Source organism: Thalassovita mangrovi (assembly GCF_009857745.1).
Classification (GTDB): Bacteria; Pseudomonadota; Alphaproteobacteria; order Rhodobacterales; family Rhodobacteraceae; genus Thalassobius; species Thalassobius mangrovi.
In genome coordinates this window covers 33,703-54,105 of sequence record NZ_WWEN01000004.1, presented here as the reverse complement: position 1 = coordinate 54,105, position 20,403 = coordinate 33,703, and the positions used below count along the sequence as shown (strand labels likewise).

Sequence of the window (20,403 nt, the reverse complement as noted above, 5' to 3'; positions counted from 1 at the left end):
TATATTCACCCCCAAGTCAACCAAAGGAAAAGGCCCTGTCATGGCACGTCCCTTTACGCCCAAAGTCATCACCGCCAACGCCCTTCTGAACGGCGATGTCGTCTATTTCACCGCGAATGACGACTGGTCGCCGATGCTGTGCGACGCCGAGGTGATCGAGGACGAAGCCCATGCCCAGCTGCGCCTGCTGGAAGCCGAACGGCAGCAGGCCCAAGCGGTCGGCGTCTATATGGCCGACGTGATCAACGGCCCCGACGGCCCGGAACCGGCGCATTTTCGCGAAAATTTCCGCCGCAGCGGGCCTTCCAACTATTTCCACGGCAAACAGGCGGAGCTGAGCTGATGTATCGCTACAACGAATTCGACGACGCCTTCCTGGCCGCCCGCAACGCCCAGTTCCGCGCCCAGGTGCAGCGCCGCATCGACGGGTCGCTGACCGAGGATGAATTCAAGCCGCTGCGGCTGATGAACGGGCTCTACCTGCAACTGCACGCCTATATGCTGCGGGTTGCGATCCCCTACGGTACGCTTTCCAGCGATCAGATGCGGCAACTGGCGCTGATCGCTGACAAGTTCGACAAGGGCTACGGCCATTTCACCACCCGGCAGAACATCCAGTACAACTGGCCGAAACTGCCCGAGGTGCCCGATATCCTCGACGCGCTGGCCGAGGTGAAGCTGCACGCGATCCAGACCAGCGGCAACACGATCCGCAACGTGACCGCCGATCATTTCGCCGGGGCCGCAGCGGATGAGATCGCCGATCCCCGCCCGGTGGCCGAACTGATCCGGCAATGGTCCACCGACCACCCGGAATTCCAGTTCCTGCCGCGCAAGTTCAAGATCGCCATCACCGGATCGCCCAACGACCGCGCCGTCACCCGCGCCCACGATATCGGGCTGCGGATGGTGGAACGGGATGGCGAAGCGGGTTTCGAGGTGATCGTCGGTGGCGGTCTGGGCCGTACCCCCGTGGTGGGCAAGGTGATCCGCGATTTCCTGCCCCGCGCCGATCTGCTGCCTTATCTTGAGGCGGTCGTGTCGGCCTACAACACGCTGGGGCGGCGCGATAACAAGTACAAGGCGCGGATCAAGATCACCGTCAACGAAAACGGGATCGACGCGGTGCGCGACCAGGTGGAGGCGCGTTTCAACGAATTGCGGCCGCTGTTCAAGGGCGTCGATCAGGAATTGCTGGCGCAGATCGAAGCGCATTTCGCCGCCCCCGAATTCGCGCCCCGCGACGAAGCCCCCTACGCGCTGGCCTATGCCAACGATCCCGTCTTCCGGTCCTGGGCCGATACCAACCTGGCCGCCCACAAGGCGCCCGGCCATGCCATCGTGTCGATCTCGCTCAAGGCGCAGGGCCAGACGCCGGGCGACGCGACCAGCGACCAGATGCGGCTGCTGGCCGATCTGGCCGACCGTTACGGCCACGGCGAATTGCGCATCAGCCACGAACAGAACGTGATCCTGCCGCATGTGCATAAATCCGACCTGCCCGCACTGCACGCGGCGCTGAAACCCGCCGGGCTCGCCACCGCCAATATCGGGCTGATCAGCGATATCATCGCCTGCCCCGGGATGGATTACTGCGCGCTGGCGACCGCCCGGTCGATCCCGGTGGCGCAACAGATCGCCGAACGCTTCGACGCGCTGAAGCTGGAACACGATATCGGCCCGCTGAAGATCAAGATTTCGGGCTGCATCAACGCCTGCGGCCATCACCATGTCGGCCATATCGGCATCCTGGGGCTGGACCGCGCGGGGGTGGAAAACTACCAGATCACCCTCGGCGGCGACGGCACCGAGGACGCGGTAATCGGGCAGCGCACCGGCCCCGGTTTCGCCTATGACGAAATCGTGGACGCGATCGAGCGGATCATCCGCGCCTACCTGGAGCTGCGCGAGGACCCGGGCGAAACCTTCCTGGCGGCCTATCGCCGGCTGGGCGCCGAGCCGTTCAAGGCGGCGCTTTACCCTGAAGCGGCGAAGAAAAATGCCGCTTGAGGCCCCCCTCAGCCCCGTCGAGGAACGGGTCGCGCATCTCAACCGGCGCTACCGGCATCACGCCGCCAGCGCCGTGTTGAAACGCGCCCTATCCGACCCGCAGGTCGGCCGCATCGCCATGGTCAGTTCCTTCGGCGCCGAAAGCGTCGTGCTACTGCATATGGTGGCGCAGGTCGACCGGACCATTCCGGTGCTGTTCATCGACACCCAGATGCTGTTTGCCGAAACGCTCGAGTATCAGCGCGAGGTGGCGGAATTCCTCGGGCTGACCGATCTGCGCATCATCCGCGCCGACAAGGTCGCGCTGGAAGCCGAAGACCCTTACGGCGCGCTGCATCTGCGCGACACCGACGCCTGCTGCGACCTGCGCAAGACCCGGCCGCTGGAACAGGCGCTTGGCCGTTTCGACGCCTGGATCACCGGACGCAAGCGGTTCCAGGGCGGCACCCGCGCGGCGCTGGATTTCTTCGAGAACGAGGACGACCGGCGCATCAAGGTCAACCCGCTGGCCCATTGGGACAAGGGCGACGTGCAGGACTACATGATCAACAACCGGCTTCCTCGTCACCCGCTGGTGGCCAAGGGATTTCCGTCGATCGGCTGCAAACCCTGCACCTCGCCGGTCAGGGACGGCGAGGACGAACGCGCGGGCCGCTGGCGCGGCAGCGACAAGGTGGAATGCGGCATCCACCTGGTGGATGGCAAAATGGTAAGGACAGGAGCGACGCAATGAGCGTGATCGTGACCGATATCGGTTTCCGGGCCGATGATTTTGACGGCGACATCATCCCCCTTGCCGAGGCGGCCGAAGCGGCCGTCTCGGTGGAACTGGCCCCCGACGCCGATCCCCAGGCGTTGGTGGGCCGGTTGACCGCGCTGAAGCTGATCGCCATCAACTTCCCCAGCTTCGCCGACGGGCGCGGTTTCACCATCGCGCGGCAGTTGCGGCGGATGGGCTATCAGGGCCGGTTGCGGGCGCGCGGCCACGTGATTTCCGATCAATACGCGATGGCGCGCCGTTCCGGCTTCGACGAGGTGGAAATCAGCGCCGAGCAAGCCGCGCGCCAGCCCGAAACCGAATGGATGTTCCGCGCCGATTGGCAAAATCACGATTACCAGGCGCGGCTGCGCAAGGACTGAAATCGCGATGGCCCCTTTCATCTGACATGGATCAAAGCTAACTGAGGGATGCCGGTTTAGTCACCGGCCAGAGACATTATGACCGAGATGAGCACAGTGACCGAAGCCGCAGCCCCCGCGCCCAAAGTTCCCACCCTGCCCGATGCCCAGACCGTCACCGAGGTCAAGCATTGGACCGACCGTCTGTTTTCCTTCCGCTGCACCCGGCCCGCGGCCTTGCGCTTCCGTTCCGGCGAATTCGTGATGATCGGGCTGATGGGCGACCCGGACCCGAAGACCGGCAAGCAAAAGCCGCTTCTGCGCGCCTATTCCATCGCCTCGCCCTCCTGGGACGAGGAGCTGGAGTTCTATTCGATCAAGGTGCAGGACGGGCCGCTGACCTCGAAACTGCAGCACATCAAGGTGGGCGATGAAATCATCCTGCGCCCGAAACCCGTCGGCACGCTGGTGCATGACGCGCTGCTGCCCGGCAAGCGCATCTGGTTCTTCGCCACCGGCACCGGTTTTGCGCCCTTCGCGTCGCTGCTGCGCGAACCGCAGACCTATCAGGATTACGACGAGGTGATCATCACCCATACCTGCCGCGAAGTGGGCGAGCTGCAATATGGCCGCGAACTGATCGAGGCGCTGAAAACCGACGAGTTGCTGAACGAGGTGATCGGCGAAGGGTTCTGGAAGAAGATCAAGTATTACCCCACCACCACCCGCGAAGAGAGCCCCAAGATGGGCCGCATCACCGACCTGATGCGCTCGGGCGAGGCGTTCGCGGACCTGGGCGTGGCGCCGATCAACCCCGAAGACGACCGCGCGATGGTCTGCGGCAACCTGGCCTTCAACCTGGAAATCAAGGACATGCTGGAAGGTTACGGGCTGGAAGAAGGGGCCAATTCGAAGCCTGCGCAATACGTGGTCGAAAAGGCCTTCCTGGACTGATCCGGCCGCACTGAAACCCGGAAATAATAAACGCCGCGCAATCGCTTGCGCGGCGTTTCTGTTTCGTCCGGCGGGAGGATTACAGGCCCAGCTTGGCCCGGGCCGCCTGCAGCGCCGCTTTCAGCAGCTCGGGATTGTCCTTGGCCTTCTCGATCGCGGTCTTGGTCGCCATCTTGGTCACCGCGTCCAGGCCGGAGGCGTCGACATAATCCAGCGCCTGGTCCAGCACGAAGCCTTCGACGGTGAACAGATCGGCCGGATCGGTCAGTTCAGAAACCTCTTCGGTGGCCTGATTGCTGCTGTCCGTCGCTTCGCTTGCGCTGTCCGCGGCGGCCCCGGCCGCGTCAACGGCGCTCTGAACGGCATCTTTCACGGCCTGTTCGGCGGCCCCGGCTGCGCCTTCGACGGCCTGTTCGACCGCGCCGGCCACGGTGGCACCGTCTTCGACGACGCTTTCAACCGCGTCCTCTACCACGCCCTGCACGGTCTCTGCCGCGTCCTGGGCGGCATCCTGCATCTCTTGAGCAGCCTCTTCCACCGGCGCGGCTTCCTCGGCGCTCGGCTCCGGCGCGGCGGCCGGGGCGTCATCGACCGGGGTTTCGACGACCGGAGATGTAACGACCGGGCTGATGCCGGTTTCCGACTTCGGCTTCACGAATACGAAATATGCCGCAGCGATGACAATCGTCGCCAAAGCGACCCAAATCAGGTTTTTCATGATACCTTTTCCTTTCTTCCCCGGGTGGATATTCAACCCGGTATGCTTGGGCCGCCCAGATGCCGCTCAACCGCGGCGGCGACAAGGGGAAAGCGCTAAAAATAAAAGCATGAGCGAGGATTTGCCGCTTGAAGTAGCCGCCCGCAATCGTTACCTTGCGGTTTCGAATTCGCCAATAATCGAAGGATCGAAACCATAGCCCGCAGACCTCATAACGCGCCCCCGACGCGCGACACCGGCCCCCGCGTCAACGACCGCATTCGCGCCACGGAAATCCGCCTGATCGGAGCCGAAGGCGAAAATGTCGGCGTCGTGACCCCTGCCCGCGCCATGGCCATGGCCGAAGAGGCAGGCCTGGACCTGGTGGAGATTTCGCCCAACGCCACGCCGCCCGTATGCAAGATCATGGACTTCGGCAAGTTCAAGTACGAACAGCAGAAGCGGGAATCCGAGGCGCGGAAGAAGCAGAAGATCATCGAAGTCAAAGAGGTCAAGTTCCGCCCCAACACCGATACGCACGACTATCAGGTCAAGATGCGCAACGTGATCAAGTTCCTGGAAAACGGCGACAAGGTGAAGGTCACCCTGCGCTTCCGCGGCCGCGAAATGGCGCACCAGAACCTGGGCCGTGAACTGCTGGAACGCGTGGCCGAGGACATCAAGGAAATCGGCAAGGTGGAAAACATGCCGAAGATGGAAGGCCGCCAGATGATCATGATGATCGGGCCGCTGAGCAAGTAAGCCGGTCTTTTCGACGCATTTCGAACGCCCCCGGGTCGGCAGACCGCTGGGGGCGTTTTTTGTTCCGGGCGCGCGCCAAGACCGCCGATGCCGGGTAAGCGGGCGGATTTGACGCCGCAGACCGCCGGAACGTGGCGGAAAATGTCGCGCCCCCTTGCCCTCGGCCCCTATATGTTGCACCACAACGGTCGGAACCTTCGGTTCCGCGACGCATGAGTTTTTTTGATAAGGCAGACGGCACGATGGACAGCACAGCAAAACCGACCGAAGACATTTCCGTCCGCGACGTATTCGGCTTCGATACCGATATGGTCGTGAAGGGCTTTGCCGAGACCACCGACCGCGTGCCCGAGATCGACCCCACCTACAAATTCGATCCCGACACCACGCTGGCCATCCTGGCCGGGTTTTCGCGCAATCGCCGCGTGATGATCCAGGGCTATCACGGCACCGGTAAATCGACCCATATCGAACAGGTCGCGGCACGGCTGAACTGGCCCTGCGTGCGGGTCAACCTCGACAGCCATATCAGCCGGATCGACCTGATCGGCAAGGACGCGATCAAGCTGCGCGACGGCAAGCAGGTCACCGAATTCCACGAAGGCATCCTGCCCTGGGCGCTGCGCAACCCGACCGCGATCGTGTTCGACGAATACGATGCCGGCCGCGCCGACGTGATGTTCGTGATCCAGCGGGTCCTGGAACATGACGGCAAGCTGACGCTGCTGGACCAGAACGAAGTGATCACGCCGAACCCCTATTTCCGCCTGTTCGCCACCGCCAACACCGTTGGCCTGGGCGACACCACCGGGCTCTATCACGGGGTGCAGCAGATCAACCAGGCACAGATGGACCGCTGGTCTCTGGTCGCCACGCTGAACTATCTGTCGCATGACGCCGAAACCATGATCGTTCTGGGCAAGGCGCCGCATTTCAACACCGAAAAGGGCCGCAAGACCGTGGCCCAGATGGTGACCCTGGCCGACCTGACCCGGACCGCCTTCATGAACGGCGAACTGTCGACGGTGATGAGCCCGCGGACCGTGATCAACTGGGCCTGGAACACCGAGATCTTCCGCAATGTCGGGTACGCCTTCCGCCTGACCTTCCTCAACAAATGCGACGAACTGGAACGCCAGACGGTGGCCGAGTTCTATCAGCGCTGCTTCGACGAGGAACTGCCCGAAAGCGCCGCCAGCAACGCGCTGGCCTGATCGCGACCGGCATGAAACAGGACAAGCCCCGCAATTTGCGGGGCTTTTTCTTTGCCCGGCTGACCGGCTGACACGCGGCGGGAATCCCGCCCCGCCGAACGGGTCTCAGCTATAGTTTTCAAAACGCCTTCTTTTATGGCGAATTTTGTGCCATAATGATTTTATTATGGGCGCATTAAAAACTTTCCTCCCATTTGCGCTGGCGGCAGCGGTCGGCGCCCCAATTCCTTCGGACGCTGCCGCCGCGCCCCGTGATCAGCTTCATTTCTTTGCCACCTGCACCGGGCGGATGTCGGCGCAGATGGAATATCAGTGGATGTTCGACACGGAAGCGTCCGAGGCGACCGAAACCGCCCGCGCCGCGCTGATCGACATCCTCGACGCGATCACCCCGATCGATCAGGGCCCCGAGGTGATGCATTGGCGGATCGAGGCGAAAATGGCCCAGGCCGCGCTGCTGGACCGGGCGGTGTTCAACTCGGATCGTCACGACGCGCAGATGGCCGGGCGGATCGCCCGGCGCCAGATCGACGCCTGCCGATCGCTGCTTTTGGGCTGAACGCCGCTGCGGAAAGGCCCTTGGGACAGATTCCCGCCTTGCCTTTTCCGCCGGGGACGTGATTTATCAATCTCATGAAGAAACCGTCCGACAATCCCGCCGATCCGTTCAAGAAGGCCCTCGCCGAAGCGACCAAGGTGATGGCCGACGACCCTGAACTGAATGTGGCCTATTCGGTCGATCCCGCGGGGCTCGCCGGTGACACGATGCGCCTGCCGCAGGTCAGCCGCCGGATGACGCGGGACGAGGTTCTGCTGGCCCGCGGCACCGCCGACGCGCTGGCGATGCAGCGCCGTTACCATGACGACGCGACCCATGCCCGCTACGCCCCGCCGGGCGACATGGCGCGCACCCTTTATGAGGCGATGGAAACCGCCCGCTGCGAAGCGATGGGCGCGCGCGACATGCCCGGCACCGCCGGCAATATCGACGTGAAGCTGGAAGCCGAAGCGCGCCGCGCCGGCTTTGACCAGATCACCCAGCCCTCGGACGCGCCCTTGGCCACCGCCGCCGGTTACCTGATCCGTCACCTCGCCACCGGGCGGCCGCTGCCGCCGGCCTGCGACAACGTGATGGAACTGTGGCGCGGCTTCATTGAAAATCAAGCTGGCGACACGCTGGAAAACCTGCAGGACACCCTGTCGGACCAGGCCGCCTTCGCCCGTTTCGCGCGCCAGGTGATCGACGATCTGGGCTATGGCGACCAGCTGGGCGAAGATCCCGATCAGGAAGACGAAGACCAGCAGGACGACGCCGAGGAAGACAGCGAAGACCAGCCCGAACCCGATAGCTCCGGTCAGGACGACCAGGACGATCAGGACGCCGAGGCCGAACCGGAACGGTCGCAGGACGAAACCCAGGACAGTTCCGAAGCCCAGGTCAGCATGGACGAGATGGCCGAGGACGAAATGTCCGAGGAAACCGAGCTGCCCGATGGCGAAGCGCCGATGGAGCCGCCCGCCCCGCCGGTATCCGAGGCCGATCCGAATTACGTCGTCTACGACAGCAGCTTCGACGAGGAAATCGCCGCCGAGGACCTGGCCGAACCCGCCGAGCTGGAACGGCTGCGCGCCTATCTCGACCAGCAGCTGGAGCCGCTGAAGGGCGCGGTCAGCCGTCTGGCCAACAAGCTGCAGCGCCGCCTGCAGGCGCAGCAGAACCGGTCCTGGTTGTTCGACATGGAGGAAGGCATTCTCGATGCCGGGCGTCTGGCGCGGGTGATCGCCAACCCGACCACGCCCTTGTCCTTCAAGGTCGAAAAGGACACCGAATTCCGCGACACCGTGGTGACGCTGCTGCTGGACAATTCCGGGTCGATGCGCGGCCGCCCGATTTCGATCGCGGCGATCTGCGCCGACGTTCTGGCCTCCACCCTGGAACGCTGCGACGTGAAGGTCGAGGTTCTGGGCTTCACCACCCGCGCCTGGAAGGGCGGTCAGAGCCGCGAAAAATGGCTGGCCGAGGGCCGGCCCCAGCAGCCCGGGCGGCTGAACGACCTGCGCCACATCATCTACAAGAAGGCGGATTCGCCGATGCGGCGATCCAAGGCCAACCTGGGCCTGATGATGAAGGAAGGTCTGCTGAAGGAAAACATCGACGGCGAGGCGCTGGAATGGGCGCATCGGCGGATGCTGGCGCGGCCCGAGCAGCGCAAGATCCTGATGGTGATTTCCGACGGCGCCCCGGTGGACGATTCCACCCTGTCGGTGAACCCGGCCAATTACCTGGAAAAGCACCTACGCGACGTGATCGCCATGGTCGAGAAGCGCAAGCAGGTCGAACTGATCGCCATCGGCATCGGCCACGACGTGACGCGCTATTACCAGCACGCCGTCACCATCACCGATGCCGAGCAACTAGCCGGCGCGATGACCGAGCAACTGGCGGGCCTGTTCGATCACGATCCCCGCGCCAGGGCGCGGATGATCGGCATCAAGAAGGCCAGCTGAGCAGCCAGCCGATTTTTATTGTGCGCCCGTTCCGGGCGCGCTTGATATCTCAGGAAAATGGCCCTGCCATTTTCCTTCGGTATTTGCCTCCGGCGGGAGTATTTTCGCCAAGAAGAAACCCGGGGGTGACTTGGGGTTTGACCCGGCGGCGTCATGGCCTTGTCCGGGGGAATTGAGAATTTGGGAGACGCAATGTTCCAGAGCTTTGAAGAAACCGCCGATCCGGCGCAGGGCGCGGCACGGCTGGCGGCGCTGCGCGCGGCGATGGGGGCCGAAGGGCTGGCCGGGTTCCTGGTGCCGCGGGCGGACATGTATCAGGGCGAATATGTCTCCGCGCGCGACAGCCGTCTGGCCTGGCTCAGCGGCTTCACCGGTTCGGCCGGGTTCTGCGCCGCACTGATGCAGGTCGCGGGCGTGTTCATTGATGGGCGCTATCGCACCCAGGTCAAGGCGCAGGTCGATCTGGAGCATTTCACCCCGGTGCCCTGGCCCGAAACCGGGCTGGCCGAGTGGCTGCCTGAACAGCTGCCGCAGGGCGGCGTGGTCGGTTTCGATCCCTGGCTGCACACGGCCGAAGAAATCGGCAAGCTGGAAAAAGCGTTGCAGGACAGCGGGATAGAGCTGCGCCCAGTCGGCAACCTTGTCGACGCGATCTGGACCGATCAGCCCGAGCCGCCGATGGGCGCGATTTTTCCCTATCCCGACGATCTGGCCGGGGAAAGCCACGCCGCGAAACGCGTGCGGCTGGCCGGACGGTTGGCACAGGACGGGCAGCGGGCGGCGGTGATCACCCTGCCCGACTCGCTGGCCTGGCTCTTGAACATCCGCGGCAGCGACATCCCGCGCAACCCGGTGCCCCATGCGGTGGCGATCCTGCATGACGATGGCAAGCTGGACCTGTTCGTCGATCCGGCCAAGGTCGGTGACGATGAGCCCGCGCATCTGGGCGAAGACGTCACAATTCAAGCGCCCGACGCCTTTGCTGGCGCGCTGCGCGCTCTTTCAGGCCCGGTGCGGGTCGACAAGGGATCGGCGCCGCTGCAGGTGTCGCGCGAATTGCAAGCGGCGAGCGTGGAGATCGCCTGGGGCCAGGATCCGTGCATCCTGCCCAAGGCCTGCAAGAACGCCACCGAGATCGCCAACACGGCCGAGGCGCACCTGATGGATGCCGCCGCGATCTGCGAATTCCTGTGCTGGTACGACGAACAGCCCATCGGCAGCCTGACCGAAATCGACATGGTGACCGAGCTGGAAAACCGCCGCCGCGCCACCAATGCGCTGCGCGATATCAGCTTCGACACCATTTCGGGCACCGGTCCGAACGGCGCCGTGATCCACTACCGGGTGACCCATGACAGCAACGCCACGCTGGAAAACGGCCAGATGATCGTGCTGGACAGCGGCGGGCAGTACCTGAACGGAACCACCGACATCACCCGCACCCTGCCTGTCGGCGATGTTGGGGACGAGGAAAAGACCTGCTTCACCCGCGTGTTGCAGGGCATGATCGGGATTTCGCGGCTGCGCTTCCCCGCCGGGCTGGCCGGGCGCGATATCGATGCCATCGCGCGTGCGCCGCTGTGGCAGGCGGGGCTGGATTACAACCACGGCACCGGCCATGGGGTTGGCGTGTTCCTCTGCGTCCATGAAGGGCCGCAGCGGATCAGCCGGGTGTCCGAGGTGGCGCTGAAACCGGGCATGATCCTCTCCAACGAGCCGGGCTATTACCGCGAAGGCGCCTTCGGCATCCGTATCGAGAACCTGATCGTGGTCGAAGACGCCGCCGCGCTGGACGGTGCCGACGATCGCGATATGCTGAGCTTCAAGACCCTGACCTGGGTGCCGATCGACCGCCGCCTGATCCGCGCCGATATGCTGAGCCAGGGCGAACGCGACTGGATCAACGCCTATCACGACGCCTGCCGCGACAAAATCGGCCCTCGGCTTAGCGGCCCGGCCCGTATATGGTTGCGCGATGCCACCCAACCGCTGTGACATATGCCTGTCATACTGACGGGGCACAGGGTATGGGCAAAGAAGACACGAGGGAGAGAGACATGACCGATATCACCATCCGCAAGGCCGAAGGCACCTGGGTTGTCCGCGCAGGCGGCGCCGTTCTGGGCGAGACCAAGAATGCGCTGGAGCTGAGCGAAGGGGCGCTGGCCCCGGTGATCTATTTCCCGCGTGGGGATGTGGCGATGCCCTTCCTCGACAAGACCGATCAGGTCACCACCAGCCCGAAAAAGGGCGAGGCGACCCATTATTCCATCGTCACCAAGAGCACGACCTTGGAAAACGCCGCCTGGTCCTATGAAGACCCCAAGCCGGAGATCGCGCAGATCAAGGATTACCTGGCCTTCGCGCGGTCCGATACGCTGGCCGTCGAACGGGTCTGAGCGGCCCTTGACATGAAAGCGGTGGTCCTGGGCGGCTATGGGCTGATCGGGTCGGCCGTGATGCGCGCGCTTGCCGGGGCCGGGTTCGCTGTGACCGGTATGGGACGCTCGGCGGCGGCGGCCCGGCGGATGGGGCCGGGGTTTGACTGGATCATCCGCGACATCCCGTCGGTCGACACCCCTGAATGGCGCGATTTGCTGCGCGATGCCGATGTGGTGGTCAACGCGGCGGGCGCCCTGCAGGATGGCGGGCGCGACGACCTGAGCGCCATTCACGAGGTCGCCGTCAAACGGATAACCGCCGCGCTGGAGGGCAGTGCGACCCGCGTGGTGCAGATTTCCGCCGCCGGCGTCAGCGCCCACGCCTCGACCGAATTCTTCCGCTCCAAGGCGCGTGGCGACGCGATCCTGCAAGGGTCCGGGCTGGACCATGTGATCCTGCGGCCGGTTCTGGTGATCGGCCCCGCCGCCTATGGCGGCACGGCCTTGCTGCGGGCGGCGGCAGCGATCCCCTTTGTCGGGCTGCAGATCCTGCCGGGCGCGCAGGTGCAGACCGTGGCGCTGGACGATCTGGCGCGGGCGGTTGTGCTAGCCGCACAGGGCGCGATCCCCTCCGGCACCGTCGCCGACCTGACCGAGGACGACAGCCGCAGCTTTCCCGAACTGGTGCAGACGGTCCGGCGCTGGCAGGGGGGATCCGATCCGAAACTGCGCCTGCCGCTGCCCGGTGTCTTGCTGAAAGCGTCTTCTGCCGTGGCCGACCTGCTGGGCCATCTGGGCTGGCGGTCGCCGCTGCGCAGCACCGCGATCCGGGCGCTGTCGGACGGGATCGCGGGCGATCCGGGCGCCTGGCAGGCGGCGGGCGGGTTCCGTTGCCGGTCGCTTGACGAAACGCTGGCGGCGCTGCCCGCCACGGTGCAGGAACGCTGGTTCGCCCGGATGTTCCTGCTGTTTCCGCTGCTGGTCCTGCTGCTGGCGCTGTTCTGGTCCCTGTCGGGCGCGATCGGGCTGATCCGCTTCGACGCCGCCGTCGCGGTCCTGACCGAACGGGGCGTGGCGACGGGGCTTGCCCAGGGCGCGGTCGCCCTTGGCGCGCTGGCCGATCTGCTGCTGGGCCTGGCGGTGCTGTCGCGGCGCTGGCTGCGCCCGGGCCTTATCGGCATGATCACGGTGTCGCTGGGATACCTGATCTTCGGCACCGTCCTGACCCCGGATATCTGGGCCGACCCGCTCGGCCCCTTCGTCAAGGTATTGCCCGGGATCGGATTGGCGCTGGTCGTGCTTGGGCTGGCGGATGACAGATGAGCTATGAAGTTCTGAGATACCTGCACGTGATCGGGGCGACGGTTCTGTTGGGCACCGGGGCGGGGATCGCCTTTTTCATGGTGATTTCGAACCGCAGCCGCGATCCGGCGCTGATCGCCCATGTCGCCGGGATCGTGGTGCTGGCCGATACCGTGTTCACTGCCACCGCCGCCATCGCGCAGCCGATCACCGGCTATCTTCTGGCGCGCGCTGCAGGATACCCCCTGTTCGAAGGCTGGGTGGCCGTATCGCTACTGCTCTACCTGTTCGTCGGGGCGTTCTGGCTGCCGGTGGTGTGGATGCAGATCAGGATGCGCAACCTGGCGCGCACCGCGCGTGATCGGGGCGCCCCCCTGCCCGCGGCCTATCACCGGCTGTACCGGCTGTGGTTCGCCTGCGGCTTCCCGGCCTTCTTCGCGGTGCTGGGGATCGTCTGGCTTATGCTGGAAAAGCCCGTCTTCTGATCCGGATCAGCTGTGTTCCTCGGCCGCGGTGGCGGCCAGGGCGCTGTTGTAGGTTTTCAGCGCATCGACATGGAACAACGCCCCGTGCAATTCGCGTTCGCCTTCGGCGTCGGGGCGGCCCACCACGGGAATGAAGGGCACGCCGGCCTTGTCAAAGAGCGGCATCGCCTCTTCCAGCGTCGCCTCGCCGTCGATGAAGATGCCGTCCTCGATCATTTCCTCGCAACGGGTGGCGTCGGCGGCGCCGGGATCGTCGTTGCGGCGCATCAAGGTGGCGGCACGGAACATCGCCAGCAGATAAGCCTGCGGCCCGGCGGCCAGGTGCACGCCGCGCCGTTCCAGCTGGGTCAGGAAGAAGGACCGGTCGACCAGCCGCGAGGCCAGCGCGGTGGACAGCGACACCGCCACCATCACCGCCAGCCCGGTCTGCCAGTCGCCGGTCAGCTCAAACACGATCATGGTGGTGGAAATCGGCGCGCCCAGCACCGCGGCGGCCACCGCCCCCATCCCGGCCAGCGCGTAAAGCGTGTGCGAGCCTGACACTTCGGGAAACACCCCCGTCGCGATCAGCCCGAAGGACAGCCCGGTCAGCGCCCCGATCATCAGCGAGGGTGAAAACATCCCGCCCCCCATCCGGCCCGCCATGGTGATCGCCACCGCGATCACCTTGACCACTGCAAACCCGATGGCTTGGCCCAGCACGATCTGCCCGGTCAGCGTGGCCGAGGTGGTTTCATAACCGACCCCGATGATATGCGGGAACCAGATCGCGATGCCGCCCAGGGCCGCCCCGGCCAGTGCCGGGCGCAACCAGCGCGGCATCCCGGTGCGGTCCTCGATGGCGTTGCCCAGGTCCTCGGCAAAGAAGACCGAGCGCATCACCACGCTGGCCACCACGCCGCAGACCAGCCCCAGCATCACGAAGGCAGGCAGTTCGACATAGAATTCCAACACGTTGCCCTCCGGCAGGTGAAATTCGGTGATGCCGCCATATTCCAGCCGGTTGATGATGGTGCCTGCCACGCTGGCGATCACGATCGGGGCGAAGGCATGCACAGCGAAATGGCGCAGCACCACCTCCAGCGCGAACAGCGCCCCGGCGATGGGGGCGTTGAAACTGGCCGACACGGCGGCGGCCACGGCACAGCCCAGCAGGTCGCGCGCGGTCAGCCCGTCGGCACCGATCCATTTGCTGACCCGGCTGGCGATCACCGCCGCCATATGCACAACCGGGCCTTCTCGCCCGGTCGACCCGCCGGTGCTGAGCGTGATGAGCGAGGCGAAGGCTGACGCGACGCCTTCGCGGGTTTCCACCCGACCGTCCTGCATCGCCGCGCCGTGGATCACGTCGGCGACCGAACGCACCCGCGCGTCGGGGGTGAACAGGTGCAGGATCAGACCGGTCACCAGCCCGCCGACGATCGGCAGGCCCAGCACCCAGTACCAGGGCAGCGTTTCGGCAAAGCTGTGCAGGTGCAGGGTGTCGTCGGTGCCGTACAGGTAGGCCTGCAGCGTTTCGATCCCCTTGCGGAAGAACAGCGCGGCAAATCCCGCCGTCGCACCGATCAGCGCGGCCAGGAACCAGAACCGGACCTGGCTGTGGCCGCTGCGGCGCATCAGCCGAAGCGGATCGGCAAAGGACCCGATCCAGGCCCCCGTCAGTTTCGCCAGCTGGGTGGTGATCCGCTCTGCCATCGCCTCTCTCTGCGCTTTCGCCCTTTTCCCGCCGATCCCGTTGGCATAGGTTCCCCGCGATTACCACGGGAGGCCCATAATGACGATCGAGACCGCACTTGAAGAGCTTTCTTCCTTACTAGGCCAACGCCTGAGCCGCTCCAAGTCCGATCTTGAGCAGCATGGCGCCTCGGAATCGCATTTCCCGCTGACCCCGCCCGATGCGGTCGCCTATCCCGAAAGCACCGAGGAAGTGTCGGAGATCGTGAAAATCTGCGCCCGCAACGGCTGCCCGGTGGTGGGCTGGGGCGCGGGCACCTCGCTCGAAGGTCAGGCGCAGGCGTTCCAGGGCGGTATCTCGGTCGATTTCCGCAACATGAACAAGGTGCTGCGGGTCGGCGCCGAGGATATGGATGTCTCCGTCCAGCCCGGCATCACCCGCGAGGCGCTGAATACCGAGCTGCGCGCGACGGGGCTGTTTTTCCCGGTCGATCCCGGGGCGAATGCTTCGATCGGCGGCATGGCCTCAACCCGGGCCAGCGGCACCACGGCGGTGCGCTACGGCACCATGCGCGACAACGTTCTGGGGCTCGAGGTGGTGCTGGCCGACGGGCGGATCATCCGCACCGGCACGCGGGCGCGCAAATCCTCGGCCGGATATGACCTGACCGGGCTGTTCGTCGGCGCCGAGGGCACGCTTGGCCTTATCACCGAACTGACCCTGCGGCTGCAGGGCCAGCCCGAGGCGGTGACGGCGGCGGTCTGCGCCTTCGACAAGCTAGACGATGCCGTGCAGGCGGTGATCGCGACGATCCAGATGGGCATCCCGATGGCGCGGATCGAATTCGTGGACGAAGCGACGGCGGCGGCCTTCAACGGCTATTCGGGGTCCGACATGCCGCTGTGTCCCCACCTGATGGTGGAATTCCACGGCTCGGAAGCAGGCGTGCAGGAACAGGCTGAGATCTTCGGCGAAATCGTCGCCGATCACGGCGGCAAGGGGTTCGAATGGGCCACCAAGCCCGAAGACCGCACCGCCCTGTGGAAGATGCGCCACCATGCCCATTGGGCGGTGCTGGCGTCGAAACCCGGTGCCAAGGCGCTGGTCACCGATATCTGCGTGCCGATTTCGCGGCTCGCCGACGCGGTCAATGAAACCCGCGCCGATATCGAGGCCTCGCCGATCACCGGGCCGATCCTGGGCCATGTGGGCGACGGCAATTTCCACGCGATCCTGCTGTTCGACGATGAAAATCCCGCCGAGGTGCAGGCGGTCGAGGACCTGTCGCACCGGATGGTGGAACGCTCGCTGGCGATGGGCGGCACCGCGACCGGCGAACACGGCATCGGGGTGGGCAAGAAGAAATACATGGATGCCGAGCACGGCGCGGCCTGGGACGTGATGGGCGACGTGAAACAGGCGCTCGACCCGCAGAACATCATGAACCCCGGCAAGATTCTGCGCGGGAACTGAGGCGGAATTTGGCGTCAAATTCCGCCCCCAGCCGGTCGGGTCCAATTCCAGACAGGCAATCTCACGTAAAAAACACACAAAACTAAGGGCAGCCCCCGGCCGCGGGTGGGGGTGAAGCCCCCGCCCATGGGGGCGGTCGGGGGCTGCCCGGCCTTCAGCCGGGCGGCACTTAGATTTAAGCGAACCGCTTGTGTTGAAGCGTATTAAGTCGCCGCCAACAGCGCCCGCGCCGCACCACGGGCTTCCTCAGTGATCGTATCACCGGCGACCATGCGGGCGATCTCGTCTACCCGTTCGTCCGCGTCCAAGGGCACCACGGTCGAGGTCGTCACGTTGTCCTCGACCCGCTTTTCCACCCGCCAGTGATGTGCGCCAAGCGCAGCGACCTGCGGCGAATGGGTGACCACCAGAACCTGCGCGCCCGAAGCCAGGTCGGCCAGGCGGCGACCCACCGCGTCGGCGGTCGCCCCACCCACGCCGCGGTCGATTTCGTCGAAGATCATCGTCACGCCCGATTGCTTCTGATGCAGGCTGACCTTCAGCGCCAGCAGGAAGCGGCTCAACTCCCCGCCCGAGGCGATCTTGGCCAGCGGCCCCGACGGCGCGCCGGGGTTGGTGGCGACGGTGAAGGCCACTGCGTCGCGCCCGTCCGGTCCCGGATCGGTATCGGCAATCTCGGTGGTGAACACCGCGCGTTCCATCTTCAGCGGCGCCAGTTCGCCCGCCACCGCCTTGTCCAGCCGCCCCGCCGCCTCGCGCCGTGCCGCGCTCAGCGCCCCGGCAGCCTTGTCGTAAGCGGATTCAGCCTGCGACAGCGCCTTTTGCAACTCCGCCATATCGGCATCGCCCCGGTCCAGCGCCGCCAGCCGGGTACGCAGCCCCTCGGCAAAGCCGCCCAGATCGTCCGGCGCCACGCCGTGCTTGCGAGCCAGCCCGCGAATTGCGAACAAACGCTCCTCGGTCTGTTCCAGCTCATGCGGGTTGAAGTTCAGCCCGTCCAGCGCGGTTTCCACCCCCTGAACGGCATCTCCCAGTTCGTTGAAGGCGCGGCCAAGCGCGTCGATGGCGCCGTCCAGCACCCCCTCGGCCTTTTCCGAGGCCCCTTCGAGCCAGCGCAAAGCGTCTCCCATCGCGCCCTCGGCGCCCTCGCCCGACAGCGCCTGCAACGCGCGCGCGACGTCTTCACGGATACGCTCGGCGCCCTGCATCTGGCGGCGGCGGCTGTCGAGCTCCGCCTCCTCGCCCTGCTGCGGGTCGAGCTTGTCGAGTTCCGCCACCGCATGGCGCAGGAAATCCTCCTCGGCGCGCATCTCGGTCAGCGCGGCCTCGGCCTGAGTCAATTCCTTGCGGGCCTGCGACAGCCCGCGCCAGGCGGCGCGGGTGGCGTCCTGCAATTCGGGATAGGCGCCGAAGACATCCAGCAGCACCCGGTGCCCCTTGGGATCCAGAAGCCCGCGGTCGTCATGCTGGCCGTGCAGCTCGATCAGGGTTTCCGACAGCCCGCGCAGCACCTCGCCGGAACAGCGGCGGTCGTTGACCCAGGCGGTCTTGCGGCCGTCGCGGCTGTTGACCCGGCGCAGGATCAGCTCATCGCCGCCGGGCAACCCGGCCTCTTCCAAAACGGCATGGGCAGCGTGGCCCGCGGGCAGTTCGAACACCGCCACCACTTCGCCCTGATCGGCGCCGGAGCGGACCAGTTCCGCCCGACCGCGCCAGCCCAACACGAAGCCCATTGAATCCAGCAGGATAGATTTACCCGCCCCGGTTTCCCCGGTCAGCACGTTCAGCCCCGGCTGGAAATCCAATTCCAGCCGGTCGATGATCAGCATGTCGCGGATTTCAAGCGCGCGCAGCATCCTGCCTCTCCCGATCGAAACGGCCGGTCAGAGCCATTCCCCCTTGACCATCTGGCGGTAGATCTTGCTCAGCCAGTTGTCGCCGCGCGGCTTCATTTCCAGCCCCTGCCCGGTCAGCAGGCGGTAGCTGTCCTGATACCATTCGGTGGAGCGGAAATTGTGGCCCAGGATCGCGCCGGCGGTCTGCGCCTCGTCGGTCAGGCCCAGCGACAGGTAGGCTTCGACAAGGCGATGCAGCGCCTCGGCGGTGTGGGTGGTGGTCTGGAAATCCTCGACCACGACGCGGAACCGGTTGATCGCGGCGGCGAAATGATCGCGGCGCAGGTAATAGCGGCCGATTTCCATTTCCTTGGCCGCCAGGTGATCGAAGGCCAGTTCGAATTTCAGAATCGCCGAACGGGCATATTCGCTGTCGGGGTAGCGTTCGATCACCGTGCGCAGCGCCTGCAGCGCCTGGAAGGTCAGGCCCTGGTCGCGGCCAACCTCGTCGATCTGGTCGTAATAGCTCAGCGCCAGCAGATATTGCGCATAGGCCGCGTCGTCATCGGTGGGATAGAAATCGATGTACCGCTGCGCCGCCGCCCGACTGTTTTCGTAATCCTGATCCTGGTGATAGGAAAACGCCTGCATGATCAGCGCCCGCTTGGCCCAGTCGGAATAGGGGTAAAGCCGTTCGATTTCGGAAAAGAAGAACGCCGCCTGTTCCGGCCGATTGCGGTCCAGTTCGAATTCGCCCCGGCCGAAAATCTGTTCGGCGGTGTATTCTTCCAGCGGAACTTCGCCGCGGTCCAACGCACCCTGCCCGCTGCATCCGGCCAACAGCCCGACCAGCAGAAGAACACCGATCACCCTTTTGCGCGACCCGCCACCTGTCATTACTGTCTCACCCTCGTCTGGACCGTTCCGGGCCGTAACGGCCCAATGCTTGATCCGGTCCTAGCACAGAAAATCGCGCTGCAAAACGGCTTTGGGCGGATTTCTGCACCTGACGCGGAGTCGTGATCAGGCGACCGCGGGGATCTCGCCCAGATGAACGCCGACACCGGGCAGGCGCGCCATCAGATCGGCGTCGCATTCGACCATGCGGAACGCGTCGGGGCGCGCGAAAAGCGCCCGCAGCAGGTCGTTGGTCAGCGCGTGACCGGCACGGTGGCCGGTGTAAAGCCCCACCACCGGGGCCCCCGCCAGCGCCAGATCGCCAAGCGCGTCGAGCATCTTGTGGCGCACCGGTTCGTCGGCCCGGCGCAGACCGCCCGGGCTCAGCACCTTGTCGCCATCGACCACCACGGCGTTTTCCATCGAACCGCCCAGGGCCAGCCCGTTTTCGCGCATCGCGTCGACATCGGCCTGACGGCAGAAGGTGCGGCAATCGCACAGTTCGCGCACGAAGCTGCCATTGCCCATCTTCAGGGATTTCTGCTGCACACCGATCGCCGCGTCGGCGAAATCGATGTGGAAATCGATCTTCAATTCGTCATGCGGGGCCAGCCGCGCCCAGGCTTCGCCGCGGGTCACTTCGACGGGTTTCAGGATCTTGATCGCGCGCACCGGTTCGTCCTGCACCCGCAACCCCTTGTAGAGGATGCCGCGCACGAAGCTGGCCGCGCTGCCGTCGAGGATCGGAACTTCGGGGCCGTCGATGTCGATCAGCGCATTATGCACGCCACAGCCCGCCAGGGCCGCCATGACATGTTCGATGGTGGAAACCGAAACGCCGGCGCCGTTTTCGATCAGGGTGCAGAGCGGCGACTGGTTCACCACGTCCCAGCGGGCAGGCACCAGCGCATCCTTGAACAGGACGTCGGTGCGGCGGAACCAGATACCGTGATCGGCCATTGCAGGGCGCAGGATCATGCGCACAGGTTTTCCCGAATGCAATCCGACTCCGGTGAAGGTGACCGGCCCTTTGAGCGTTGTCTGCAAGATTTTCCCCAATTTCTTGTCGATGCGTCGTTGTGCACCGCGCG

The 20,403-nt window shown here is 65.2% G+C and carries 19 protein-coding genes; 14 read left to right on the top strand and 5 right to left on the bottom strand.

The features are described from left to right. The first annotated feature begins 40 nt into the window (after positions 1–40). The 5 genes from GR167_RS10515 to GR167_RS10495 all read left to right on the top strand — a co-directional run bounded on the left by GR167_RS10515 (position 41) and on the right by GR167_RS10495 (position 4,083). A complete protein-coding gene (locus GR167_RS10515) occupies positions 41–343 on the top strand; it encodes a DUF2849 domain-containing protein (RefSeq protein ID WP_160973453.1) in 303 nt (100 codons plus the stop codon). Then, complete coding sequence (locus tag GR167_RS10510; protein WP_160973452.1) at positions 343–2,010, top strand: nitrite/sulfite reductase; 1,668 nt, start codon at positions 343–345, stop codon at positions 2,008–2,010. Before GR167_RS10515 ends, GR167_RS10510 begins: the two co-directional genes overlap by 1 nt. After that, the gene (locus GR167_RS10505; RefSeq protein WP_160973451.1) at positions 2,000–2,743 is read left to right on the top strand and encodes a phosphoadenylyl-sulfate reductase; all 744 of its coding nucleotides are present in this window, start codon (positions 2,000–2,002) and stop codon (positions 2,741–2,743) included. The genes GR167_RS10510 and GR167_RS10505 overlap by 11 nt, the downstream gene beginning before the upstream one ends. Continuing rightward, complete coding sequence (locus tag GR167_RS10500; protein ID WP_160973450.1) at positions 2,740–3,150, top strand: DUF934 domain-containing protein; 411 nt, start codon at positions 2,740–2,742, stop codon at positions 3,148–3,150. The genes GR167_RS10505 and GR167_RS10500 overlap by 4 nt, the downstream gene beginning before the upstream one ends. Before the next feature lie 78 nt (positions 3,151–3,228). Next, positions 3,229–4,083 carry a ferredoxin--NADP reductase gene (locus GR167_RS10495; RefSeq protein ID WP_160973449.1) on the top strand — a complete coding sequence of 285 codons (855 nt, stop codon included), beginning with the start codon at positions 3,229–3,231 and terminating at the stop codon, positions 4,081–4,083. A 79-nt stretch (positions 4,084–4,162) separates the two neighbouring features. On the opposite strand, the gene GR167_RS10490 is transcribed toward GR167_RS10495, so the two are convergent. Further along, positions 4,163–4,801, bottom strand: a complete 639-nt coding sequence (locus GR167_RS10490) for a hypothetical protein (RefSeq protein WP_160973448.1) — start codon at positions 4,799–4,801, stop codon at positions 4,163–4,165. A 186-nt stretch (positions 4,802–4,987) separates the two neighbouring features. Between GR167_RS10490 and infC the strand changes: the two genes are divergently transcribed. The 8 genes from infC (at position 4,988) to GR167_RS10450 (ending at position 13,432) form a co-directional block, all read left to right on the top strand. Further along, entirely contained in the window at positions 4,988–5,542 is a 555-nt protein-coding gene (infC, locus tag GR167_RS10485) for a translation initiation factor IF-3 (protein ID WP_442478244.1), read from the top strand. Between the two features lie 212 nt (positions 5,543–5,754). Beyond that, a complete protein-coding gene (gene cobS, locus GR167_RS10480; RefSeq protein WP_160973447.1) occupies positions 5,755–6,756 on the top strand; it encodes a cobaltochelatase subunit CobS in 1,002 nt (333 codons plus the stop codon). A 289-nt stretch (positions 6,757–7,045) separates the two neighbouring features. Next, positions 7,046–7,315: a hypothetical protein gene (locus tag GR167_RS10475; RefSeq protein ID WP_160973446.1), complete on the top strand. Its 270-nt coding sequence runs from the start codon at positions 7,046–7,048 to the stop codon at positions 7,313–7,315. A gap of 74 nt (positions 7,316–7,389) precedes the next feature. After that, a complete protein-coding gene (cobT, locus tag GR167_RS10470) occupies positions 7,390–9,264 on the top strand; it encodes a cobaltochelatase subunit CobT (protein ID WP_160973445.1) in 1,875 nt (624 codons plus the stop codon). Positions 9,265–9,456: 192 nt separating this feature from the next. Further along, positions 9,457–11,259, top strand: coding sequence for an aminopeptidase P family protein (locus tag GR167_RS10465; RefSeq protein WP_160973444.1), 1,803 nt, complete (start codon positions 9,457–9,459; stop codon positions 11,257–11,259). 62 nt (positions 11,260–11,321) lie between these two features. Next, complete coding sequence (locus GR167_RS10460; protein WP_160973443.1) at positions 11,322–11,663, top strand: DUF427 domain-containing protein; 342 nt, start codon at positions 11,322–11,324, stop codon at positions 11,661–11,663. A gap of 12 nt (positions 11,664–11,675) precedes the next feature. Next, positions 11,676–12,968 (top strand): DoxX-like family protein, encoded by a 1,293-nt coding sequence (locus GR167_RS10455; protein WP_160973442.1) that lies wholly within the window; start codon positions 11,676–11,678, stop codon positions 12,966–12,968. Further along, the gene (locus GR167_RS10450; protein WP_160973441.1) at positions 12,965–13,432 is read left to right on the top strand and encodes a DUF2269 family protein; all 468 of its coding nucleotides are present in this window, start codon (positions 12,965–12,967) and stop codon (positions 13,430–13,432) included. The genes GR167_RS10455 and GR167_RS10450 overlap by 4 nt, the downstream gene beginning before the upstream one ends. A 6-nt stretch (positions 13,433–13,438) precedes the next feature. On the opposite strand, the gene GR167_RS10445 is transcribed toward GR167_RS10450, so the two are convergent. Next, on the bottom strand, positions 13,439–15,049 hold the full coding sequence (locus GR167_RS10445; RefSeq protein ID WP_235915936.1) for a chloride channel protein: 1,611 nt from the start codon (positions 15,047–15,049) through the stop codon (positions 13,439–13,441). A gap of 157 nt (positions 15,050–15,206) precedes the next feature. Here GR167_RS10445 and GR167_RS10440 point away from each other — a divergent pair, with 157 nt between their 5' ends. After that, positions 15,207–16,580, top strand: coding sequence for an FAD-binding oxidoreductase (locus GR167_RS10440; protein WP_160973439.1), 1,374 nt, complete (start codon positions 15,207–15,209; stop codon positions 16,578–16,580). 203 nt (positions 16,581–16,783) lie between these two features. On the opposite strand, the gene recN is transcribed toward GR167_RS10440, so the two are convergent. The 3 genes from recN to lpxC form a co-directional block, all read right to left on the bottom strand. Continuing rightward, entirely contained in the window at positions 16,784–18,436 is a 1,653-nt protein-coding gene (gene recN / locus GR167_RS10435; protein ID WP_160973438.1) for a DNA repair protein RecN, read from the bottom strand. A gap of 27 nt (positions 18,437–18,463) precedes the next feature. Continuing rightward, positions 18,464–19,312, bottom strand: coding sequence for an outer membrane protein assembly factor BamD (locus GR167_RS10430; RefSeq protein ID WP_160973437.1), 849 nt, complete (start codon positions 19,310–19,312; stop codon positions 18,464–18,466). A 126-nt stretch (positions 19,313–19,438) separates the two neighbouring features. Then, positions 19,439–20,359, bottom strand: coding sequence for a UDP-3-O-acyl-N-acetylglucosamine deacetylase (lpxC, locus tag GR167_RS10425; RefSeq protein WP_160973436.1), 921 nt, complete (start codon positions 20,357–20,359; stop codon positions 19,439–19,441). Positions 20,360–20,403: the final 44 nt, after the last annotated feature.

What these genes read in the sequence shown, in the direction of transcription:
- GR167_RS10515 (WP_160973453.1), top strand. Translation starts at nt 41, where the DNA reads ATGGCACGTCCCTTTACGCCCAAAGTCATCACCGCCAACGCCCTTCTG.
- GR167_RS10510 (WP_160973452.1), top strand. Translation starts at nt 343, where the DNA reads ATGTATCGCTACAACGAATTCGACGACGCCTTCCTGGCCGCCCGCAAC.
- GR167_RS10505 (WP_160973451.1), top strand. Translation starts at nt 2,000, where the DNA reads ATGCCGCTTGAGGCCCCCCTCAGCCCCGTCGAGGAACGGGTCGCGCAT.
- GR167_RS10500 (WP_160973450.1), top strand. Translation starts at nt 2,740, where the DNA reads ATGAGCGTGATCGTGACCGATATCGGTTTCCGGGCCGATGATTTTGAC.
- GR167_RS10495 (WP_160973449.1), top strand. Translation starts at nt 3,229, where the DNA reads ATGACCGAGATGAGCACAGTGACCGAAGCCGCAGCCCCCGCGCCCAAA.
- GR167_RS10490 (WP_160973448.1), bottom strand. Translation starts at nt 4,801, where the DNA reads ATGAAAAACCTGATTTGGGTCGCTTTGGCGACGATTGTCATCGCTGCG.
- cobS (WP_160973447.1), top strand. Translation starts at nt 5,755, where the DNA reads ATGAGTTTTTTTGATAAGGCAGACGGCACGATGGACAGCACAGCAAAA.
- GR167_RS10475 (WP_160973446.1), top strand. Translation starts at nt 7,046, where the DNA reads ATGTCGGCGCAGATGGAATATCAGTGGATGTTCGACACGGAAGCGTCC.
- cobT (WP_160973445.1), top strand. Translation starts at nt 7,390, where the DNA reads ATGAAGAAACCGTCCGACAATCCCGCCGATCCGTTCAAGAAGGCCCTC.
- GR167_RS10465 (WP_160973444.1), top strand. Translation starts at nt 9,457, where the DNA reads ATGTTCCAGAGCTTTGAAGAAACCGCCGATCCGGCGCAGGGCGCGGCA.
- GR167_RS10460 (WP_160973443.1), top strand. Translation starts at nt 11,322, where the DNA reads ATGACCGATATCACCATCCGCAAGGCCGAAGGCACCTGGGTTGTCCGC.
- GR167_RS10455 (WP_160973442.1), top strand. Translation starts at nt 11,676, where the DNA reads ATGAAAGCGGTGGTCCTGGGCGGCTATGGGCTGATCGGGTCGGCCGTG.
- GR167_RS10450 (WP_160973441.1), top strand. Translation starts at nt 12,965, where the DNA reads ATGAGCTATGAAGTTCTGAGATACCTGCACGTGATCGGGGCGACGGTT.
- GR167_RS10445 (WP_235915936.1), bottom strand. Translation starts at nt 15,049, where the DNA reads ATGCGCCGCAGCGGCCACAGCCAGGTCCGGTTCTGGTTCCTGGCCGCG.
- GR167_RS10440 (WP_160973439.1), top strand. Translation starts at nt 15,207, where the DNA reads ATGACGATCGAGACCGCACTTGAAGAGCTTTCTTCCTTACTAGGCCAA.
- recN (WP_160973438.1), bottom strand. Translation starts at nt 18,436, where the DNA reads ATGCTGCGCGCGCTTGAAATCCGCGACATGCTGATCATCGACCGGCTG.
- GR167_RS10430 (WP_160973437.1), bottom strand. Translation starts at nt 19,312, where the DNA reads ATGACAGGTGGCGGGTCGCGCAAAAGGGTGATCGGTGTTCTTCTGCTG.